The sequence below is a fragment of the Burkholderia sp. BCC0044 genome (assembly GCF_902832955.1).
GTDB lineage: Bacteria > Pseudomonadota > Gammaproteobacteria > Burkholderiales > Burkholderiaceae > Burkholderia.
Window position 1 is genome coordinate 1625779 of record NZ_CADFDO010000002.1, and the last position, 20983, is coordinate 1646761.

13 protein-coding genes and 3 pseudogenes are annotated in these 20983 nt (G+C 61.3%); 5 read left to right on the forward strand and 11 right to left on the reverse strand.

Annotation, left to right across the window (positions count from 1 at the left end; genetic code table 11):
• Nucleotides 1-82 precede the first annotated feature (82 nt).
• Nucleotides 83-1177 (forward strand): XRE family transcriptional regulator, encoded by a 1095-nt coding sequence (locus tag HWX14_RS15715; RefSeq protein WP_265096721.1) that lies wholly within the window; start codon nucleotides 83-85, stop codon nucleotides 1175-1177.
• 9 nt (nucleotides 1178-1186) lie between these two features.
• Nucleotides 1187-1702 (forward strand): hypothetical protein, encoded by a 516-nt coding sequence (locus tag HWX14_RS15720; RefSeq protein ID WP_175764485.1) that lies wholly within the window; start codon nucleotides 1187-1189, stop codon nucleotides 1700-1702.
• A gap of 18 nt (nucleotides 1703-1720) precedes the next feature.
• Here the strand turns inward: HWX14_RS15720 and HWX14_RS15725 are convergent.
• The 5 genes and pseudogenes from HWX14_RS15725 to HWX14_RS15745 form a co-directional block, all read right to left on the reverse strand.
• A pseudogene (locus HWX14_RS15725) lies at nucleotides 1721-2402 on the reverse strand (IS3 family transposase); the annotation flags it as partial.
• Nucleotides 2400-7331 (reverse strand): annotated as a pseudogene (locus HWX14_RS15735) (hemagglutinin); the annotation flags it as partial. The pseudogenes HWX14_RS15735 and HWX14_RS15725, both read right to left, overlap by 3 nt.
• Nucleotides 7332-7532: 201 nt before the next feature.
• Nucleotides 7533-8684, reverse strand: a pseudogene (locus HWX14_RS36880) (ESPR-type extended signal peptide-containing protein); the annotation flags it as partial.
• A 110-nt stretch (nucleotides 8685-8794) separates the two neighbouring features.
• Nucleotides 8795-9106 carry an H-NS histone family protein gene (locus HWX14_RS15740; protein ID WP_170297399.1) on the reverse strand — a complete coding sequence of 104 codons (312 nt, stop codon included), beginning with the start codon at nucleotides 9104-9106 and terminating at the stop codon, nucleotides 8795-8797.
• Nucleotides 9107-9526: 420 nt separating this feature from the next.
• Nucleotides 9527-10591, reverse strand: a complete 1065-nt coding sequence (locus HWX14_RS15745) for an EAL domain-containing protein (RefSeq protein ID WP_170297398.1) — start codon at nucleotides 10589-10591, stop codon at nucleotides 9527-9529.
• Nucleotides 10592-10925: 334 nt separating this feature from the next.
• On the opposite strand from HWX14_RS15745, the gene HWX14_RS15750 reads away from it, so the two are divergent.
• Entirely contained in the window at nucleotides 10926-11513 is a 588-nt protein-coding gene (locus HWX14_RS15750; protein WP_151062569.1) for a recombinase family protein, read from the forward strand.
• A gap of 402 nt (nucleotides 11514-11915) precedes the next feature.
• Here the strand turns inward: HWX14_RS15750 and HWX14_RS15755 are convergent, their stop codons facing one another.
• Genes HWX14_RS15755 through HWX14_RS15775 form a run of 6 tightly spaced genes read right to left on the reverse strand, consistent with a single transcriptional unit; the run spans nucleotide 11916 to nucleotide 18131 of the window.
• A complete protein-coding gene (locus HWX14_RS15755; protein WP_244130237.1) occupies nucleotides 11916-13115 on the reverse strand; it encodes an arsenic transporter in 1200 nt (399 codons plus the stop codon).
• A complete protein-coding gene (locus tag HWX14_RS36510; protein WP_151062567.1) occupies nucleotides 13006-13791 on the reverse strand; it encodes a cupin domain-containing protein in 786 nt (261 codons plus the stop codon). The genes HWX14_RS15755 and HWX14_RS36510 overlap by 110 nt, the downstream gene beginning before the upstream one ends.
• Nucleotides 13788-14780, reverse strand: coding sequence for a succinylglutamate desuccinylase/aspartoacylase family protein (locus HWX14_RS15760; protein WP_174904701.1), 993 nt, complete (start codon nucleotides 14778-14780; stop codon nucleotides 13788-13790). The genes HWX14_RS36510 and HWX14_RS15760 overlap by 4 nt, the downstream gene beginning before the upstream one ends.
• Before the next feature lie 2 nt (nucleotides 14781-14782).
• Nucleotides 14783-16261 carry an NAD-dependent succinate-semialdehyde dehydrogenase gene (locus HWX14_RS15765; protein WP_151062565.1) on the reverse strand — a complete coding sequence of 493 codons (1479 nt, stop codon included), beginning with the start codon at nucleotides 16259-16261 and terminating at the stop codon, nucleotides 14783-14785.
• A gap of 55 nt (nucleotides 16262-16316) precedes the next feature.
• On the reverse strand, nucleotides 16317-17240 hold the full coding sequence (locus HWX14_RS15770; protein WP_151062564.1) for a glyoxylate/hydroxypyruvate reductase A: 924 nt from the start codon (nucleotides 17238-17240) through the stop codon (nucleotides 16317-16319).
• A gap of 6 nt (nucleotides 17241-17246) precedes the next feature.
• Entirely contained in the window at nucleotides 17247-18131 is an 885-nt protein-coding gene (locus HWX14_RS15775; protein ID WP_151062563.1) for a GNAT family N-acetyltransferase, read from the reverse strand.
• 269 nt (nucleotides 18132-18400) lie between these two features.
• Here HWX14_RS15775 and HWX14_RS15780 point away from each other — a divergent pair, with 269 nt between their 5' ends.
• Both HWX14_RS15780 and HWX14_RS15785 read left to right on the forward strand, forming a co-directional pair.
• On the forward strand, nucleotides 18401-19015 hold the full coding sequence (locus HWX14_RS15780; RefSeq protein ID WP_151062562.1) for a cupin domain-containing protein: 615 nt from the start codon (nucleotides 18401-18403) through the stop codon (nucleotides 19013-19015).
• Between the two features lie 348 nt (nucleotides 19016-19363).
• On the forward strand, nucleotides 19364-20857 hold the full coding sequence (locus tag HWX14_RS15785) for an aldehyde dehydrogenase family protein (protein ID WP_151062707.1): 1494 nt from the start codon (nucleotides 19364-19366) through the stop codon (nucleotides 20855-20857).
• Nucleotides 20858-20983 lie beyond the last annotated feature (126 nt).

A 20983-nucleotide genomic window follows, 5' to 3' on the forward strand; every position in this document is an offset into this window, starting at 1 on the left:
AAATCTTGCAAAATTTATGGTGCAAGATTATCATGCGTGAATGAGTACGCACGAGCATATCCTTCAAGACTCCGCCCGTAGGATGGGGGCACGCATTCGTGCGGCCCGCGAATCCGCGGGTATGACGCAAGCACAGCTTTCAGAGGCACTTGGCTTCGCAGATCGGCAAACGCTTTCGACTATCGAAAATGGCGATCGACGTGTGCAAGCTGCGGAGCTCGTGCGGGCAAGTCAAGTACTCGGTCACGCGATTGACTGGTTTATTGACCCATTTGTTGTCACCGGTGAGGCTCGCTTTTCGTGGCGAGTTGCACAAACGGTGCCTGACGCGCTCCTAGACGAGTTCGAGTCTCGTATCGGCCAACTCGTCGGCCTTATGCGGCATCTCAAAGTTGCACTTCACGGTCCCTCCAGAGCACTCACGCCGATGCTTCGCATACCTCCCCATCCCACATTCGAGGATGCTTGGGCTTGGGGGGAAGCGGTGGCTCAGGAGCTAGAACTGGGAACTATTCCGTCTGAGAAGCTGGTCGATCACATCGAACGCAAGCTCGACATTTCTGTGCTCTTCATTGACGCAGAAGTCGCTATGGATCCCAAAGATATTTCGGGAGCGATGTGTCGCTTATCAGATCTAGGGGTGATCGTCATTAACCGTCAGGAGTCGACCGTACGCCGCAATTTCGATGTGGCGCACGAGTTGTTTCATGCGCTCACGTGGGACGCCATGCCGCCGGATCGGCGCGATCCAAGTGATCAGCCTGCTGGAAAGCGTGTCCCACGCATCGAGCAACTCGCAGATAATTTCGCTGCCGCGGTGCTAATGCCCAAGGCTACTCTCGACAAGCTAATCCCGCAGGAGCATCTGACAGATGCGGCGTATCTAGCGAGCGTTGCGCGTGAGTTGCAGGTTTCCACCGGTGCACTCGCCTATCGGTTGCTCAATGCGAAGATGATCGACAAATCAATCTGTGATGCGTTGCGCGAGGTTTACACCCCGAAGGCTCGTACGGAAATGCCGAAGCTGCTCTCTGCTTCGTTCGCTACTCTGTTGCACGACGGAATCGCACATGGTCACGTTTCTGCTCGTAAGGCCGCCAAGGCGCTTTCGATGAGACTTGATCAGCTTGCAGAACTGATGACGGAGCATGGGAAGGCCGTGCCGTTTTCGATGTAGGTCCTGTAAATGGCTAAGCCGCGAGTATTGGTTGACACATGCGTGATCATTGAGGCTTTTCGCATCAATTGCTGGAAGGCACTATGTCACCATTTCGAAGTTGAAACCGTCGAATGCTGTGTAATTGAATGCTGCACTGGGGACCCGCTTCAGCCCGGTCGCGTACAGATTCCTCGCCCCGAACTCATTGGTGGCTTGGCGCGAGTGCATGCCGTTGATGACACAATGCTGGCAATGCTCCGGCTCGATTGCCCGCATCTTCCTGCACTGGACGACGGTGAGCATCATCTAATGGCTTGGCTCCATGCGAATCCCGACGATGCCGTTCTGACCGCAATTTCCACGGCTGACCGCGCCGCGATACGTGCCACACACGTGCTAACACTTTTGGATCGGGTAACATCTCTGCAGCAACTCGGACAAAGTGCGGGCGTTGGGCGCAAGCAGTTGGACAACCTGCAGCCCCATTTCCAGGAAGACTGGCTGAGCACCCTGCGTCTTCAATTGAGAATGAATATCCTGTAAGGATGTCCTATGTAGTGGTCAACTAATCCCGGACACTGCGTTAAGTTTTTCTTCCGCAACCGCCGGCGCCAGTCCGTCATTGAACTGATGCGGTCGTATCCAGTTGTACCGGTGCATCAGGTAGTGGCTGATGTCCCGGTGTGCCTCCTGCGCCGACATGTAGCCCACTGACGGTAGACATTCGGTCTTGAAGCTGCGGAACAGCCTCTCCATCGGGGAGTTATCCCAACAATTTCCTCGACGGCTCATGCTCTGCTGTATCCGATAGCGCCAGAGGCGCTGACGGAATTTCCGGCTTGCATATTGGCCGCCTTGATCCGAGTGAAACAGCAAGCCTTGCGGTCGACCACGACGTTGCTCATAGGCCATCTCCAACGCCTGCACGACCAGATCGGCATCAGGGCGTGTCGAGAACGCCCAGCCAACAACCCGACGCGTGAACAGGTCGAGTACTGCGGCCAGATAATGCCAACGGCCCTGCGCCCAGACATACGTGATGTCACCACACCTGATTCGGCGTACCAACCTCGAATTCGCGATTGAGATGGTTCGGGATATCGATCCGCTCGACCGTGGCCTGCTTGTAGGCATGGCGGCCCGGCTGCTTGCAGATCAACCCGAGTTCTTCCATCAAGCGGCTGACCTTGAAGCGGCCAATCGCCGTACCTTCCTCGCGCATCATGCCCATGATGCTGCGACTGGACAGCGAGCCGATGCCGGTCGAGGTCGACGTGGACAGCGAAGCCACGTTGCTGTTCGTCGCGCTCAGGCCCGTCGACAGCGAGTTGATCGCGGTCGAGGTCGACGTGGACAGCGAGGCCACGTTGCTGTTCGTCGCGCTCAGGCCGGTGGACAGCGAGTTGATGCCCGTCGACAGCGACGCGACGTTCGACGCGGTCGACGTCGACAGCGCATTCACCGCGTTGTTCGTCGCGTTGAGCTGGCTGCCGTTGATCGCGTCCGTGCTGCTGGCCGAGATCTGGCCGGCGGCGACGTTCGTGATCTGGCGTGCCTGGCCCTGTGCGCCGACGCTCACCACGCCGACCGGCGAGCTGCCCGCGAAGAAGTACGTGACACCGCCGATCGTGGCGCTCGACGTCGGGTTCGCGGTGCTCGTGACCGATTTCGCGCCGAGTGCGATCGAGTTGGCGACGTTGGCCGTTGCGCCCGAGCCGAAGGCGAGTGCGTCGGCGGCGGTTGCCTGCGCAGCCGAGCCGTAGGCCTGTGCGCCGACAGCGTTGGCCGTGGCCTGGTTGCCGAGTGCGATCGTGTTGTCGGCGAGCGCCTGGTTCGATCTGCCGAGGGCGAGCGCGCTCGCGCCGTTGGCCGTGTTCGCGTTGCCGAGCGCCACTGCGCCGTTGCCGGTCGCCGTGTCGTTCGCACCCATCGCCACCGCGCCGGTACCCGTTGCGATGCTCGGGTCGCCGATCGCGACTGCGCCGTCGCCGCTTGCCGTGTTGCCGGAGCCGATCGACACGGCCTTGCCGCCCGTTGCCGATGCGTTCTGGCCGATCGCGACCGCGCCTGCCGACTGTGCGTTCGAGCCGTCGCCGACTGCCACGCTGCTGTTGCCTGCCGCGCTGGCGTTCACGCCGGCTGCGAGGGCGTTGGTGCCCGTCGCGCCGTCGTTGGCGTAGTTGCTTTACTGCACGCCGTTGTCGTTGACGCTGTAGTAGTGCGTCTTCGCGGCGTTGATTGCGGTCGAGGTCGAGGTCGACAGCGACGACACCGAGCTGTTCGTGCTGCTCAGGCCGGTGGACAGCGAGTTGATGCCGGTCGAGGTTGAGGTCGACAGCGACGTGATCGAGCTGTTTGCCGACGAGAGGCCGGTCGAGGTCGAAGTCGACAACGAACTGATCGAGCTGTTAGCCGACGAGAGGCCCGTCGAAGTCGAGGTCGAGAGCGAGCCGATTGAGCTGTTGGCCGACGAGAGGCCCGTCGAGGTCGAGGTCGACAGGGAGCCGATCGAGCTGTTTGCCGACGAGAGGCCCGTCGAGGTCGAAGTCGACAGGGAACTGATCGAGCTGTTCGCCGACGAGAGACTCGTCGAGGTCGAGGTCGAGAGCGAGCCGATCGAGCTGTTGGCCGACGAGAGACCCGTCGAGGTCGAGGTCGAGAGCGAGGTGATCGAGCTGTTCGCCGACGAGAGGCCCGTCGAGGTCGAGGTCGACAGCGAATCGATCGAGCTATTGGCGGACGACAGACCCGTCGAAGTCGAAGTCGACAGCGACGTGATCGAGCTGTTAGCCGACGACAGGCCGGTCGAGGTCGAGGTGGACAGCGAATCGATCGAGCTGTTAGCCGACGAGAGGCCGGTCGATGTCGAGGTCGACAGCGAGGTGATCGAGCTGTTCGCCGACGACAAGCCGGTCGAGGTCGAAGTCGACAGCGAGGTGATCGAGCTGTTGGCCGACGACAGGCCGGTCGAGGTCGAGGTGGACAACGACGTGATCGAGCTGTTAGCCGACGACAAGCCGGTCGAAGTCGACGTGGACAGCGAATCGATCGAGCTGTTAGCCGACGACAGGCCGGTCGAGGTCGAGGTCGACAACGACGTGATCGAGCTATTCGCCGACGACAGACCGGTCGAGGTCGAGGTCGAGAGCGAGGTGATCGAGCTGTTCGTCGACGACAGGCCGGTTGAGGTCGAGGTCGACAGCGACGTGATCGAGCTATTCGCCGACGAGAGACCCGTCGACGTCGACGTCGACAGCGACGAAATGGCGCTGGTTGCGGTACCAACCTGTGCGGCGACCGAATAGAGCTGACTGCCGTTGATCGCGTCGGTACTGGTCGCAGTGACTTGGCCGGCGGCGACGTTGGTGATTTGTCGTTCCTTGCCCGGTGCGCCGACGCTCACCACGCCGACCGGCGAGCTGCCCTGGAAGGAGTACGTGACACCGCCGATTGTGGCGCTCGACGTCGGGTTCGCGGTGCTCGTGACCGAGTTCGCGCCGAGTGCGATCGAGTTGGCGACGTTGGCCTGCGCGTTCGCGCCGAAGGCGAGTGCGTCGGCGGCGGTGGCCTTCGCAGCCGAGCCGTACGCCTGTGCGCCGACGGCGTTGGCCGTGGCCTGGCTGCCCAGCGCGATCGTGTTGTCGGCGAGCGCCTGGTTCGAGCTGCCGAGGGCGAGCGCGCTCGCGCCGTTGGCCGTGTTCGCGTTGCCGAGCGCCACTGCGCCGTTGCCGGTCGCCGTGTCGTTCGCGCCCATCGCCACCGCGCCGGTACCCGATGCGACGCTCGGGTCGCCGATCGCGACCGCGCCGTCGCCGCTTGCCGTGTTCGCAACACCGATTGATACCGCCTGGCCGCCAGATGCTACCGCCGCCTTGCCGATCGCGATCGCACCATCCGAGCTTGCCGTCGCAGTATCACCAAGCACCACGCTGCTCACGCCCGATGCCGTCGCATTTGAGCCAATCGCAACTCCGTTCAATTGTGTGGACGCGTTCGTACCCACAGCAATCGCATTATCGCCTCCTAACGCTACACTCTGGCCCAACCCGACGGTCCCTGCCACATTGCTGGCAACGTTAGCACCTGTCGCTATCAGCACATTGCCAGACGCATTGTTGCCGACCGTATTACCCGCTCCTGCGACGAAGTTTTGCGTGCCGCCCGAGCCAACGGCATTGTTGTTGCCGACGGCGTAACTATTTGCGGCGCTCACAGTGTTTGACTTGCCTATGGCGCCGGACGATGCACCACCGACCTCGTTACTGTATCCCACTGCGTTGCTCATGGTGCCGGTCACACCATTTTCGTTACCGAATGCCGCGCTATTATCTCCACTTACATTGTTTGCATTCCCAACGGCAGCGGATTGACGCGCTGTGGCAATGTTGTATGAGCCAATAGCCTGTGCGTCCCAGTTTTCTGCACGATTGTGGAAACCGACTGCAGCAGCAGTGCTTGCAGACGCATTATTTTCTCCTCCGATTGCCAGAGAATCGCTGCCGCTCGAACTGTTGTAAGCACCTATCGCCATGGATTCATTCCAACTGGCGACGTTGTTATGCCCTATCGCAATGGCATTGTTCCAGGTGGCACTATTGGTGTTGCCCAACGCAACCGCACCATCAGCGCTGGCTGTCGTATCGTAGCCGACCGCAGTGGAGTTGGCACCGCTAGCGCGGGCGTTCACGCCGGCTGCGAGGGCGTTGATGCCCGTCGCACCGTCGTTGGCGTAGTTGGCTTGCTGCACGCCGTTGTCGTTGACACTGTAGTAGTGCGTTTTCGCGGCGTTGATCGCGGTCGAGGTCGACGTGGAGAGCGACGTCACCGAACTGTTCGTGCTGCTCAGGCCAGTGGACAGCGAGCCGATACCGGTCGAGGTCGACGTCGACAGGCTCGTGATGCTCGACGTCGTCGTGCTTGCAACCGCGTAGAGCTGGCTACCGTTGATGGCGTCGGTGCTGGTCCCGCTGACGAGGCCTGCCGCGACGTTCTGGATGCGGCGCTCCGCGTTCGGCTGGCCGACGCTGACAATGCCGCCCGCCGGCGTCCCGGCCTGGTAGCTGCCGAACGTCTGGCCGCCGATCGTGGTGCTGCTGACCGCGGTGTTGCCGCCGGTCGTTGTCGACGCGGCGCTGCTCGTCACCGAGTTGCTGCCGAGGGCGATCGAATTCGCGACGTTCGCGGTCGAGCCCACGCCGATGGCGATGGCATTCGAAGCCGAAGCATGGGCGTTCTGTGCAAACGCGACCGAACCCGCCCCCGACGCGGTCGAGTTCGAGCCGAGGGCCGTCGCATAGTTGTTCGAGGCCACGGCGGCGGAGCCGACGGCGACCGAGCCGGACGCGCCGCTGGCTGTCGAACCGTTGCCGAGCGCGATGGCGTCTGCGCCTGTCGCACGCGTGGTGGCGGCAAAGCTGCCGGCGGTGCCCATTGCAATTGCACCCGTGCCTGTCGACGTGGCGGAACTGCCGATTGCGATGGAGCCGTTCGTGCCCGTCGCGTTTGCGGAACTGCCGATTGCAACCGCGCTGCTGCTTGCCGTGCTGGTGTTGCCCAGCGCGACGGAGCCGGTGCCGCTCGCCGAATTGCCGTTGCCGAGCGCAAGCGCACCGGAACCGTTCGACGTGTTGTTCGCACCGATCGCCAGCGCACCCGTGCCGGTTGCGCTGTTCGGATCGCCGATCGCAACGGCGCCATCGCCGCTTGCATTCTGCCCCCGACCGATCGCGACCGCACCACCATTGGACGTTGCGGAATTTGCGACAGTCCCCGCCGAGCCGATCGCCACATTCTGGCCTGTGGCGCCTGACGACACCCCATCGCCCTGCGCGATTCCGTAAGCGCCATTGACGGTCGCGCCGCGGCCCAGAGCGATGCCGGAGGTCGCTGCGGAAGCGACGGATGATTGACCGCCGATAGCAATGCCGTCCGCGGCCCCCGACGTTGCGCCACCGCTTGAATTGCTGCCGATCGCAATCGATCCTGCATTCGATGCAACGGCATTGGTGCCGTACGTCGTGGCGTATGCGCCGGTCGCCGAGGCGGCAACACCGATTGCTTGCGCGCCTGTCGCATTGGCGACAGTGCCGTTGTTGCCGATGGCGAGGGAATTCATTCCGCTCGCGGTCGTCTGCGCGCCTATTGCGTTCGAATCCTGGCCATTGGCAATTGCCCTGGTGCCGAAAGCGATCGAATCGCCCTGACTGCTCGTCGACGACGATGAGGCCGACGCTTCATAGCCGATCGCGATCGTTGTTGCGCCCTGTGCCGTTGCGATCGCGGATTTGCCGATCGCGATCGACCCGACATTCGCTGCCGTCGAACCGAAACCGACGGCCGCCGCGTTGGCACCCGACGCAACCGCGCTTGTGCCAAGTGCAACGGCATTACTCGAACCTGTCGCCTGGGCCGAATCCCCCAATGCAATCGAAGAACTACCGGTCGAACTGGAACCCGACCCGATGGCGATCGCCCGGGTACCGCCAGCCTGTGCGCCTGCCACGGCGACAGGAGAAGCCGCGCCGCCTTCGGCAACGAAATCCTGCGCGCCGAGCGCGATCGAGTTGTTTCCGCCAGCGCCCGCACCGCCGCCGATTGCCGTCGCGCCTACACCGCTCGCCGTCGCGCCTACGGTCGTAGCCGACGTCGAGTTTTGAACCGCACCTATCGCAGTCGCACCGGTATTGGTCGCCTGGGAATAGGTTCCCAAAGCAGTGGCAGCGACCTGCGTCGAGGCGGAACTCTCCCCCAACGCGACTGTCCGCCAAGCCGACGTCACGGCACCCATCCCAATCGAGACCCCGCCTCCGGCGGTGCTGGGCGCGGTCGCTTTTGCTCCTTTGCCGATCGCAATGGTGTTCGTCGAATTGGCCGTCGTCGCTTGGCCGATCACGATCGAATTTCCTCCAGTCGCCGACGCAGCCGATCCAATCGCAATCGCCTGACTTCCCGACGCAACAGTAGCCGCGCTGGAAGATCCGTCCGAACCAGAGGACTGTGCAGAACCGATTGCGATCGCATTCGTACCTGCGACGCCATTCAGCGTGGCGACGCTGCCAAGTCGCATTGAATAGGTACCACCGCCAATGTCCGTAACCCCGATCCGTCCGGAATTGACGAATAGCTGGCCACCCAGGCTAAGACCGTAAGATGCGTGGCTGCCACTGATGGTTGTGCCTGCAGGCCCGAAGAACAGAGACTCGTTCGTCTGTGTTGCCGGGTCTAGCGCGCAGTTTGCATTGATCACCTGCCCTGCCGACCCGCCGTCAAAAATACCCCAGCAAGTACTGTCCCTTCCATCATTGACGTACAAGCCACTGGACTGCGCAAGTGTTGGCGCCGCCCCGCCCGCCAACCCGATCGACGCCAAGGCCAGCACCAGCGACTTGAGAGACAACCGCTTCGACACGGCCCCCACGGTTCCTTGCCCGTTGGTTGCCCCGGCACTGTCGCCGCGCGCCAACTCCGACGCCACCACCAACTGTCCCAGCGCCCGATTCCAAACCGTCCGATAGATTCGATTCATTTTAGTTTTCTCCAGACCGCGCACCCCGGCGCAGCGATTCCTGTTCTGTTTTGCCCCGCGCCGACACACGTCTGTTTTCGTGGCGACACACCCCTCGTCACATCTCTCAATCAATCGCCGCCTGTCGGCAATCGATAGTCATCCAGATTTTTTCCCTGCAGCCACGTCGGCGTACGCCCCACACCTGCCCACGTCTTTCCGCTCTCCGGATCCAGGTATTTGGGTGCGCGCCTACGGCCTTTCCTGCCCGAATCCCGGCCCGCGTACAAAGCCATCGCGATGTCGTCGAGCGATATTCCATACGTCGTCATCCGATGCACTATTTCTTGCAGAACACCGCACACCTCCCGCCGCCTGGCCAGATCGATCGTCGATTGCAACCTTTCCTTCTTCTTAAGCAGCTCTAAATAACTGCCATCCATCGGACCGCTCATAACCTGCACCCTCGACCATTTCTCGCGAGCTCTCCGGCCTTTCAAGTCGGCAATACTTCGCCTCTTCGGATTGCCCTCCCGTGCTGAACTCCAAGGCAATAAATCGTCAATATCATTCGCCTGTATTCCCGGCGTGACCGAATCGACCTGAGGGCGCCTATCCTTTCCCTCATCCGTCTTCGTCCGAGCTGCGCGACCGCTGCCTGCCCTCCGTAGAATCCGCCGATCAAACCGCCGCTATAGGCACCATCCACATCGTCCAGCAGCTGTCCGCTCGCAAACTGCGACAGCACCCGCTTCGTGCTCTCCTGCAGGAAGTAAAGCATCCCCTCGCGCAGCACCGCATCCTTGCTCGTCCCTTTAACTTGCATATGCCTTCCTCGCGTCTCCTGAGCACACGTCGGGGATCTATATCCGGGTGCCGAACGGACAGGCGAAATAGCCCCCCTGTATCCAATGCGCGCCCGCCTCTCCGGCCATATGCAAATCCATTTCGGATTCCACACCATCAACTACAACAATCGACGCGAGCTCGCTTGCGAGCCGAACAAGGCCACGCAGCCTCCGCACCCCCGTTTCCGACGCCCGACGCAGGATCGAACTGTCGATTTTCACGATATCCGGCTCGCGCAACTCGATACTGGACGACAAGCCGAATCCGGCGCCAAAATCATCGATCGCGACCCGGCATTTCAGATGCCTCAATCGGTTGCGAAAGCGGCGCGTATGGTTCGGCACACATTTCGCTCGCTCCGATATTTCTATCGTCAACCGGCATGCCACATCAGGGAATTTCTCCAGAGAAATAAACAACGGCTCCCACCATTTGGTCTCTACCGCGCTTTTCCCTGAAATGTTCACACCCAGCGCCAAATCCGGATTGCTCGCCAAGCTGGCAATTGCCATCTCTACGACGTGACAATCAATCCGATTCGTCAGCCCAAGACGCTCCATCGCGGAGAATATGTCCGCCGACCGAAAGGGGCCGTCACTTGATTTAAACGAAAGGTGCGTTTCACACTCTTGATAAAGAACTTTCGTTGGATCACCGAGACCGCGGATCGGCCGACGCCGCAACACCACATCGCCTCGGCTCAGCGCTTCATAGGCCGCTGTTGCGATGTGCAGGTCGCGACGCACACTCGCATCCAGATCGCAACCCGGCACAGCGTTATCGAACTCGCTTCCTTTGGAACCGCCGTGCGCCATCGGCGTGTATTGCGACACACCGCGCCCGAGCGTTTGGACCCATTCGCGGGCGAGCAGATACCGCTGCCTCCCTTCAAGGTCGCTGCCTGCACCGTAGCCGCCCTCCTCAGACAGGACGAATGCACGCTCAGCCAGGTCCCGCGCAATCTGTTCAAGCGCACCGCCGCAACGCTCATGCCACGCGGTCCTTCCATCTGCCGACGAAAACATTTCACACCCCGTGCCGGTAAGCCGCATCGCTCGTTCAACGTCGGCACCGCTCACACATGTTGCGTTCATGAACGCCGACCCAAAAAGGAACCTTTGTGAGAATCTACGAAGAAGGTCACCGCCCATCGACTAAGCCATTGTTTCGATAAGAGTTTTGCGTGACCCGGCCGGGCCGGACAAAAAGGTTCCTTTTTGTCCACTACAATATCGTCGTCGTTAACACTTCTTTTCATTTCCCAATCAACAACCGGCCCGTCAAATTCAAATCAAATGAAGAACGACACCGCAAACGTTTGCAATTGTTTTCTCGATTTTTCATGCATAGTTCAGCCATGTTTGAGAATGGCCTGTGTCAAGTCGTCGTCATTCAGAACCGCGTGAGTTCACCGTGAAAATTGGATACGCACGCGTCTCGACTCAAGAGCAGAACCTCGCCCTTCAGAAAGACGCTCTCCGCCGCGCAGGATGCGAGATCATTTACACCGACCAGGGCTTGTCCGGATCGGGATTCAGCCGTCCAGGACTCGATCAGGCGCTCAAACACTTGAAGGCCGGGAGCACGCTTGTCGTATGGCGGCTCGATCGGCTCGGCCGATCTTTATCCAAGTTAGTCGACCTGATTTCGTATCTCGAACGACACAAAATCAAGTTCGCGTCCATTACCGAAGCGATCTCGACCGACTCATCCGGGGGAATGCTCGTATTCCATATGATGGCGGCACTCGCTCAGTTCGAGCGGGCCCTGATCAGCGAGCGCACGCGTGCCGGCATGGCCGCGGCACGGGCCAGAGGCACAAAGCTCGGACGAAAACCCGCGCTGACCGAATCGCAGGAGCGCCAGGCACTTCGTCTGCTCGAAACACATTCCGTTACTTCGGTAGCGGAACGCTTCCACGTTCATCCACGCACACTTCGGCGCTTATGCGTGCGACATCAGGCGGCGCAAACGCAATCCGGCAGGTCGGAAAAGCGTTGAGTCTTCAGATGGAACGGGGGCGCTGATTTTCGTGCACATGAAGCACGTTTCGCATCATTCTCGTTCCGGCGCCCCCAGCCGGCGGCAACACGGCCGGCATGCGGCCAACGGCAGCGATGCCTGTCGGGCCGCACAACAACAGCAACCGGGCCCCGTGCATCACTGAGTAGACGCCTGCATGGCGATGCACGGGTGACCAGCCTGCTCCCTGCCGTAACGTAGCGAAACCCGGAGTTCTCGGCCCCGAGCCGGGACGGCAGTTCGATTGCTGCTTTGCCGATCCGTTTCAAGATAAGAAAATCTTGCTCAAACGAGAATTGTATGGTACCCCGCGCCTCGAAAGCGCAGAGCCCTGGTTTCCCGTATGTTCGCGTTCGCCGATTCCAACGCACTAGTCGCTTGTCAGGCGCCAAGCGTGAGCCGTGTCACCAGCGCGGCCACCAAGGCCGGCAACATCACGCACACCCCGACCGCGAGAAATTCCCCGAAGCCGACCCGCTGCCCTTCGCGCCGGATCGCCGCGAGCCACAGAATCGTCGCAAGCGATCCGGTGACGGACAGATTCGGGCCCAGGTCGACGCCGATGAGAATGGCGCCGATCACCGTCTGCGGACTGTGCGCGGCGCCGATCGTCGAACTCGCGATCAGTCCGGCGGGCAGGTTGTTGACCAGGTTCGACGCGAGCGCGATGCCCGATGCGGCTGCGGCAGCCTGCTCGCCGCTGGCCGTCCACGCGCGCAGCAGCCCGGCCAGTGAGCGCACCGCACCGTTCCGGTCGAGCGCCTCGACGAGCACGAACAATCCCGCGACGAGCGGCAGCACGCTCCATGAAATTTCGCGAACGATCGGCACGCACGCCGCGCGATCCCGATACAGGACGCACGCGGCGGTGACGCATCCCGCGACCGCGGTCGGTAACCCGAGCGGACGATCCATCATCGACACCGCCATCAGCGCAACGGCCGTGACCGCGATGCCGGCCAGCGCAATGCGCGCGCCGCCGGTGAGCGGCAGCACCGGCAAACCCGACGCGCAACGGCCGCGAAGCGCATGTCGCTGCGTCATCCGAAGCATCACGAACGTGCACGCGATCGACGCGACGGACGGTAGTGCGAAATGGGCCAGCCATTCGCCGAGCGCGGGCATGCGCGAACCGTACAGCACGAGATTCGCCGGGTTCGAGATCGGCAGCACGAAGCTTGCCGCGTTGGCGACGAACGCACAGATGTACAGCAGCGGCATCGGGTCGGCCTTGGCGCGACGGGCGGCCGCGAAGACGGCCGGCGTCAGCACGACCGCGGTTGCATCGTTCGACAGAAAAATCGTCGTCACGGTGCCGACCAGATAGACGAGCGCGAACAATCGCCGGGGCGACCCCTGCGCGAGATTGACGACGTGCGTCGCGACCCAGTCGAACAGCCCTTCACGACGCGCGACTTCGGACAACAGCATCATGCCGGTCAGGAACAGATTTTGCGGACGATTCGCGCCGTCACGCCGGACGAAAAATCGCGTATACCTTTGCGACGTGCCCAAGACTTTCCCAACTGCACTTCGCACCTTGCTCGACGAGAAAGATGTCGCCGCGAGAAAACGTTGCACGGCGACCTGCTTCGTCGACAAACGTCACACTGCCTTCGAGCAGGTACATGAGTTCGTAATGGTGGTAAAGCATTGCGGTCCGATGATAGGGAGTTGAATCCCAGGTCCCGCAGGTAAATTGCCCGTCGGCCGAACGATAGTCGGTCTGATTGCGGCATTGGGGAGTCGGCGTGAGTAGCAGTTCCGCGAGGGGCGCGCCCGATGGCGCTAACTGCGGGGCACCGTCGATCGGCACGATGGTGCCGTCGGCACTGCCGCCGTTCTGGTAACGCATGAATATGATTGATGTGGGCCCTGTCGCTGCCCAAGAATACGCCGCTCCCTGACGTAGCACCGCGCTATCGCCCGGCCGCAGCATGAGCGCGTGCTCACCTTGCGTGAAGGTTACCGCTCCTTCCGAGACGACGACGAATTCGTCTGCTGGCTGGAACGACACTGTCCCACTGTCTTGTGCGAGCGTAATGGCACCAGCGGTTACCAGGCCTGGTGGCAAATCCAGTAAGCGGCGGCTGGACTGGAAGCGATCATCACTAGGCAAATCGCAAGATGCGACACCCTGGCTCGCATCCGACGCGAATACTTTCATATCGATGAAGGATCGAGGGCGGCTTTGCAGCGCTGCTAGTCGCTGCATTTCGGGCATGGCACCGTTGGATAGGTCTCGTTCAACTTTCACTTTACTTCCTCCAGTTTGCGCACCGAATGATCGATGCGCTGTAAGGTTCGGCCAAGTCTCACGACGGTCACACCCGGCCGCAATTGACGCAGAGACGGCATGACGAGGACGCAGTCGTCGTACGGCGTGGTAACGGCCTGTCCGTCTGACCAACCGATCACCGTACCGGTCTTCGAGAAGACTTCGAGGCCCGTGTACGGCCCCGCGAAACGAAAATCCATGCTCTGCGCAACAACCGGTTCCGTCACACGCACAACGGACATTGCGTCGGGAAGCGCTACGAGCCATCCGGCCGGCAAATCGTTTTTGTCGGCCACACCTGTCAGCAAGAGAAATCGAGCGGTACAGTCGCGGGCCACCGTGACCGCGCTCCTCTCCCAGTGCTGCCCGCATTCGATGAGGAGGGCGCTTTTCGCGCTTGTTTGATCGCCGAAGCCTCCGTAATCGCGCATCCTCCGTCCTTCGGGATGGCCTTCGTCACAGATGACCGTGCCTGGCGTGCCCAAATCTATCGCGAACTCGGTGCCCTTTCGCAGCGGGCCAGCCACGATCAGCGGCGCGCTCTTTTCGTGCATCGAGTGCAGATCGAGCAGCAAATCGACGGTGTCGAGCACTGGCCGCATTGCGCGGGCGCGATCAAGCTCCGACGAGCGCATCGCGAGATCGTCGAGCGTCGAAGCGGCCCATACCCGATTAAAGTCCTGGTCGACAAAACGGGCCTTGTCCGGCACTGCGGGATCGAAACGCGCATAGGCGGCCACGTTCGCAAACGACAGCGTCATGCTGCCGCGACGGGGCCGTAACCGCGCGCGCAACAGTTCGTCGACGACGATCGCGCCACACACCTCGTTACCGTGTGTCAGAGCGTTGATCATCACGTGCGGGCCGGTTACACCGGAATCAAACGTATAGACGTAAGGGACGCCCGTATTACCAGAGGCATGTGCGGAGATATCGGGAAAGTCGATTTCGATCGGATAGGCATCCATCGTCATTCCAGGCCGCCCTGACATAGATATTTGATCGACAGATAATCGTCGAGTCCATACTTCGACCCTTCGCGGCCATAACCCGATTCCTTCACGCCGCCGAACGGTGCCGCTTCCGACGCCAGCGCGCCCTCGTTGATACCGACGATCCCGGCCTCGAGCGCCCGCGAGACGCGATCGATGCGACGCATATCCTGGCTATAGAAGTACGACGCGAGGCCGAACGGCGTATCGTTCGCGGCCTGCACGGCCTGTTGTTCCGTATCGAATGGAAAGAGCGGCACGACCGGGCCGAACGTTTCCTCGTTGAAAAGCAGCATGTCCGATGTTGCGTCGGCGAGCACCGTTGGTGCGTAGTACCGCGGTCCGAGTTCAGTGAGCGCCTTGCCGCCCGTCAACACGCGCGCACCGTTTGCGACTGCATCATCAACGTGCTGTGCGATTTTCTCGATTGCACGCAAGTTGATCATCGGACCGATCTGCGAAGTCGCATCGCTGGCGGGACCAACGCGCAGTTCGGCTACCTTTGCACTCAACAGGGTAGAAAAGCGCGCGTAGACGCTACGCTGAACGTACACGCGGTTAGGGCTGACGCAGGTCTGGCCGCCGTTTCGGAACTTAGCCGCAAGGAGGCCCGCCACCGCCGCGTCGAGATCCGCATCCTCGAATACGATAAACGGCGCGTTGCCGCCCAACTCCAGGGAGGCCTTCTTCAGCGTGGTGGCCGACTCACGTGCGAGATACTTACCCACCGGCGTGGAGCCAGTAAAGGTGATCTTGCGCACGCGCCCATCCGCGAGCCATTCGCCAACGGCCTCGACGGTCGACTCGCGCGACGCTGAAATCAAATTGAGCACGCCGTCAGGCACACCCGCCTGATGAGCGAGCATGACCAGCGCGATCGCGGTGAGCGGCGTATCTTCGGCAGGTTTCGCGACGACGGTGCAGCCGGCGGCCAACGCCGGCGCGATCTTGCGCGCGATCATCGCCATCGGGAAATTCCACGGCGTAATAGCCGCCACGACACCGACCGGCTCTTTGATTGCGCTCATGCGCTTGCCGCGCTGCTGCTGAGCAATGAGGTCGCCGTAGATGCGCGTGGCTTCGTCGGCGAACCACGCGACGTACGAAGCGCCGTACGCAACCTCGCCGCGCCCCTCGGCGAGCGGCTTCCCTTGTTCGAGAGAGATTAGCGCGGCAAGCGCATCTTGCTGCTCAACGATGAGAGCATGCCAGCGGCGCAGTATGGCCGCGCGTTCCTTGGGTAGCATCGCGCGCCACGCAGGCAACGCCGCGGCGGCGGCGTCTGCTGCGGCACGCGCATCGGCGGGGCCGCTATCGGCTACCTCGGCGATCAGTTTTCCAGTAGCGGGATCAATCACCGCGAAGCGACGTCCACTCGCCGCGGCGGCCCATTGCCCATTGATGAAATTCTCCGCGCGAATCAGTGCGCGCGCTTGCTGTTCGAGATTGATGCTCATTGGAACGCTTCCTGTGCATGAGTTTGTGCTGCGTGGCAACAGCAGTTCGATGGCCTTAATATCCGCGCGCCCGATCGATTTCACCGATCATCGGTTTGCGCGCCCAGTGACGGCGCAGGTTTTCCAGCACTGCGTCGGCGGCTGTAACGGCGCACGTCGCGCTCGCGATATGCGGTGTGATGCGTACCCGAGGCTGAATCCAAAGCGGGTGGTCTGGAGGCAAGGGCTCCGGATCAGTTACGTCGACGACCGCACTATGAATGTGACCGCGCTCCATTGCATCGAGCAGATCGCCCGCTACCAGCTGCGGCCCGCGGCCTACATGCACGATCGACGCGCCTTCGGGTAACTCGGAAAAAATGCGTTCGGAAAGCAAACCGCGTGTCGCGTCGGTGAGCGGGACCAGGCAAACGAGCACGTCGGTGCGCGCGAGAAACGCATCGAGTGCGGCGTCGCCAGCGAAGCATTCAACGCCCTCGATGTCCCGCCGCGAACGGCTCCATCCGGCGCATGCGAACCCGAAGAGTCGCAGTCGTTCGAGTACCGCGGTCCCGAGCACGCCAAGCCCCAGCACACCAACGCGCCGTGTGGCGGCCGGCCGCAGCGGCATCGGCTTCCAAACGCGTACCTGTTGCTGCAGCGCGTAATCGAACAGATCGCGATGAATCGCGAGCACCGCTTCCGTGACGTACTCGACCATGCCGTCGACAATGCCTGGCTCGATCATGCGTACGACGGGCAGATGGGTGGGAATGCGGGTGAGATCGAGCTGGTCGACGCCCGCACCAATTGAGAACACGACTTCCAGATTGGGCAGCGTGACGGGGAGATCATCCGGTTGCCAGGCAATTAAATAGCGGATCGCGGATGGGTCGCCGATGTCCGGCCATATGCGAAACGCAAGGTCTGGGGCGAGTTGAGCGAAGCGCTCGGCCCATACCGCACCTCGCACCGGATCGGACTTGTATAGCACGGTCATCGCCGCTTACCCCATCGCCTGATTGATGATGCCGAATACGCCATATATCGCGTCCGGTTTGCCGCTGTGCCGCTCTGCCGGCTCATTGCGCACCATCTTCACAACCGTGTCGATGCGCTTCACGCCAACCGCGTTCAACCAATCGGTGAGGCCGCCCTCCCTTGGCACGTCGATGCGCACGAATTCGCCGGAGTACATCGCGAGCCAGTGGGCGATCAGCGCCTTCGCTCGCCCATCGCCTGGCGAGTGTGCTGCCACGACGGGACCAATTGCGTAACCGCGACCAAAGCGGCGAAACAGCGCAAAACCCACTAATTCACCGGCGCGTTCGAGCACGACACCCTGCGCAACATCGAGCAGTACGGGGATGATTTGGCTGCGATCCAGCCCGCTCGCACGCGACGCAAGTTCGATGACCAGTGGTACGTCGTCGCGTTTCAGCGAACGCAGTTGCTCTCCAGCCGGGGGCGTGACGCGCGGGACATTGCTGACGGCGCCTTGATGCTGATCGACCGTGCCGCACGCTTCGAAACCGAGTCTTTCGTAGAGCGGCTTGCCGGCGGGCGTAGCATGTAGGAACGTGACGCGGTTACCGAGCACCTCGAGCACCAGTTCCATCAACTGCCGGCCGATACCGCGCCCCTGCGCTTCGGGAGACACAATGACCAGGCCGAGCGTGCCACCATCGGTACCGCACTGCCAGCAGAGTGCCGTGCCGATCACTTCGCCGTCATCCTGCGCGACGAACCCGCTGCCGGCGGCGAACATCAATTGCCAATCTTCCGCTCGATGGGGCCAGCCGGCGGCCAGTGACAGTGCATGCGCAGCAATGATGTCGGTGGACTCGAAAGCACGGTAGGTCGGTGCATTCTTTACGGATAGTGTGGACACGAGAACTCCTGCAGCGGCATGTCGGCCTCGACAGATCCATCGCCGCGAAGCGGGTCGGTGCATCGTTGTTAACTGCGATAGAGTCACAGTCGAGTGTTCGGCAAAATATGGCACTATTCAATATAATGATCAAGAGATTCTTCCCGTTCATCGCGCTGACGGGAGGTCGCGCCGCCTCGGGTCGAATGCCGGCACGAGCGAGCCAGCGAATGAAGGTCAACTGCGATGCGCCCCGGGAAGGGTATTGAACCGTTTCAACAGAGGTTTGCATGAAGCCAGCACCGGTGAGGAAGAAAGACGTAACTGAACTGCATCATTCTGACGTCGGAGGCCGCCTACGGGCCCTGCGCATCGAGCAAGGATTGTCCGTCAACGAACTTGCCATGCGCGCCGGTGTGTCGGTCGGTACGGTGAGTCAGGTCGAGCGCAACAAGGCGAATCCGTCGGTGCGAATTCTCGAGCGCCTAAGGCAGGCGTTGTCGGTACCGCTTTCCGCGCTGCTGGAGGACGATGACGCAGCGTCGGATCCGATCGTCGGCGACTTCGTGCGCAAGGCGACCGAGCGGCCGCTGTTCGACGTCGGCAAGCAAGGCGTGCAAAAAGAGCTACTGTCGCCGCACGGAAATCATGACCTCAAGATGATGATCATCCTGCTCCCAGCAGGAGCAGGGTCCGATGAAGTGCTCGTTGGCGTGGGTGAAAAAGCAGGGCTCGTGCTCGAAGGCACAATCGTCCTGAATGTCGGTGACCGCCGCGCCGTGCTGCGCGCTGGCGATAGCTTCCAGTTCGAGAGCACTGTGCCGCACAGCGTGCGCAACGAGAGCAACGAGATGGCGCGCGTGCTGTGGGTCATGAACACGCAGCCACCAGTCGTTCATTTGTGAGTCCCGCGCTCTTGCTCGTGAGGCACCGGAGTCGGGCACGACGACTTGCCGCATCGCCGATTCGCCTTGCGACGCAGCGCACGATGGTCAGTCTCAACTGACTGTCGCCATTGCCGCGTGAGCGGCATTTGGATTGACTGGCGGCAAACGAACCCTACCGCACCGCACAACGAAAATTTCCCGATTTCTTTTTTGATCGCTAGCAATTCACTGAACGATCAATATAATGAACGCCATCAGATGCTTGTTCATTGCATGTCCCGCGCCTGACAAGCCGTGCAACTTGCGGTGACGTGGGGAATGAAACCTGGCGTCGCCGCTACTCCAGATTTTGAGGTTAGGTCGAGCATGTCTACCCCGCCACTCGATTTTGATCCGGCTACAGTCTCGTTGCCTCAGGGGCATTTCATTGGCGGCAGGTACTATTCAACCAATGAGACGCCGATCGCTGTTTACCGACCTTCCGACGGTCAGTTGCTCGGCCATATCCCCGATGCCTCCGCAGACACTATTGACTATGCGGTGAGCACCGCGGTGCAGGCATGGAAGACGAGCGACTGGGCAACGCAACCGCCACGCGAGCGAGCGAGAGTACTGAGTCGCTGGGCAGATTTAATCGATCGGAATGCTGTGAGCCTCGCGCAGTTGGAGGCGGTCAGCTCGACGCGCCCCGTCGCCGAGGCGTACGCATCCGATGTGCCATTTACCGCAGAGGCGATCCGCTTTTTCGCTGAGCTCGCCGACAAACTTGGCGGCGAGTTCGCGGCAACGCGCCGCGAAAGTGCGGGATTCGTGACATCGGAACCCTATGGGGTGATCGGTGCAATCACACCGTGGAATTTCCCGCTGTCGATGTGCTCCTGGAAGTGCGGACCCGCGCTCGCCGCCGGGAACGCGGTCGTGTTGAAGCCGTCGGAACTGACGCCGTTCTCTACGCTCAGGTTGGCGGAACTGGCAGTCGAAGCGGGCATGCCGCCCGGCATCTTCAACGTGGTGAACGGCCGTGGTGCAACGACCGGAGCCGCGATTACCCGCCACCCCGATATTTCGAAGATCAGCTTCACCGGTTCCACGCGAACCGGTGCTGCGATCATGAGCGACGCGGCTTTGCATGGCACGAAGCCCGTGACGCTCGAGCTGGGCGGGAAAAGCCCCCAACTCGTGTTCGAACAAGTACCGGACTTGGAGCACGCAGCGCGCTGTATAGCGCGAGGATTCACCAGCAATGGGGGCCAAGCATGCGTTGCCGGTACGCGGCTTATCGCGCACAGGCGCATCGCCGAGCCGCTGCTCGAAGCGGTACAGCGCAACTTGGCGAATATCGCCCCAGGGCCACTATGGCGGAGCACGACTCACTATTCACCCATCATCAGCCGAAGCCAAGCTGATCGGATAGAGTCCCTCATCGACGAGAGTCTAGCGAGCGGCGCCGAACTCATCTTCGGAGGTGGCTACTTCGAAGATACAGACGGCGGCTATTTCCACCGACCGACCCTCCTGGCGAATGTGACCGATTCGACGCCGGCGGTGCAGCAGGAATTGTTCGGTCCGGTGCTGACCGTTCAGACCTTTGAGGACGAGGATGAAGGCATCGCACTTGCCGGCCACCCGACATACGGGTTGTGTGCGGGTGTCCATACGAGCGACATTGGGCAAGCGATGCGCGCTATGCGCCGAATTGCTGCTGGTACCGTCTGGATAAATCGCTATGGTCGCAGCGGGGACATGATTATTCCCACCGGGGGATTCAAACAGTCGGGTATCGGGAAAGATCTCGGGCGCCAAGCGCTGGAAGCCAGCATGCGATACAAGAGCGTGCTGATCGATTTTGATCGAATGTGACGGTGGGTAGAAGTTGATCGACACCGCAATGAATGGTTTTGCTCGTTGCTTGACACCGGGGTGTGAAGGAGGCCGAACGTCTTGTATGCATGCTTTTGCCGCACGTGGATGAAGCAATTTTCTCAA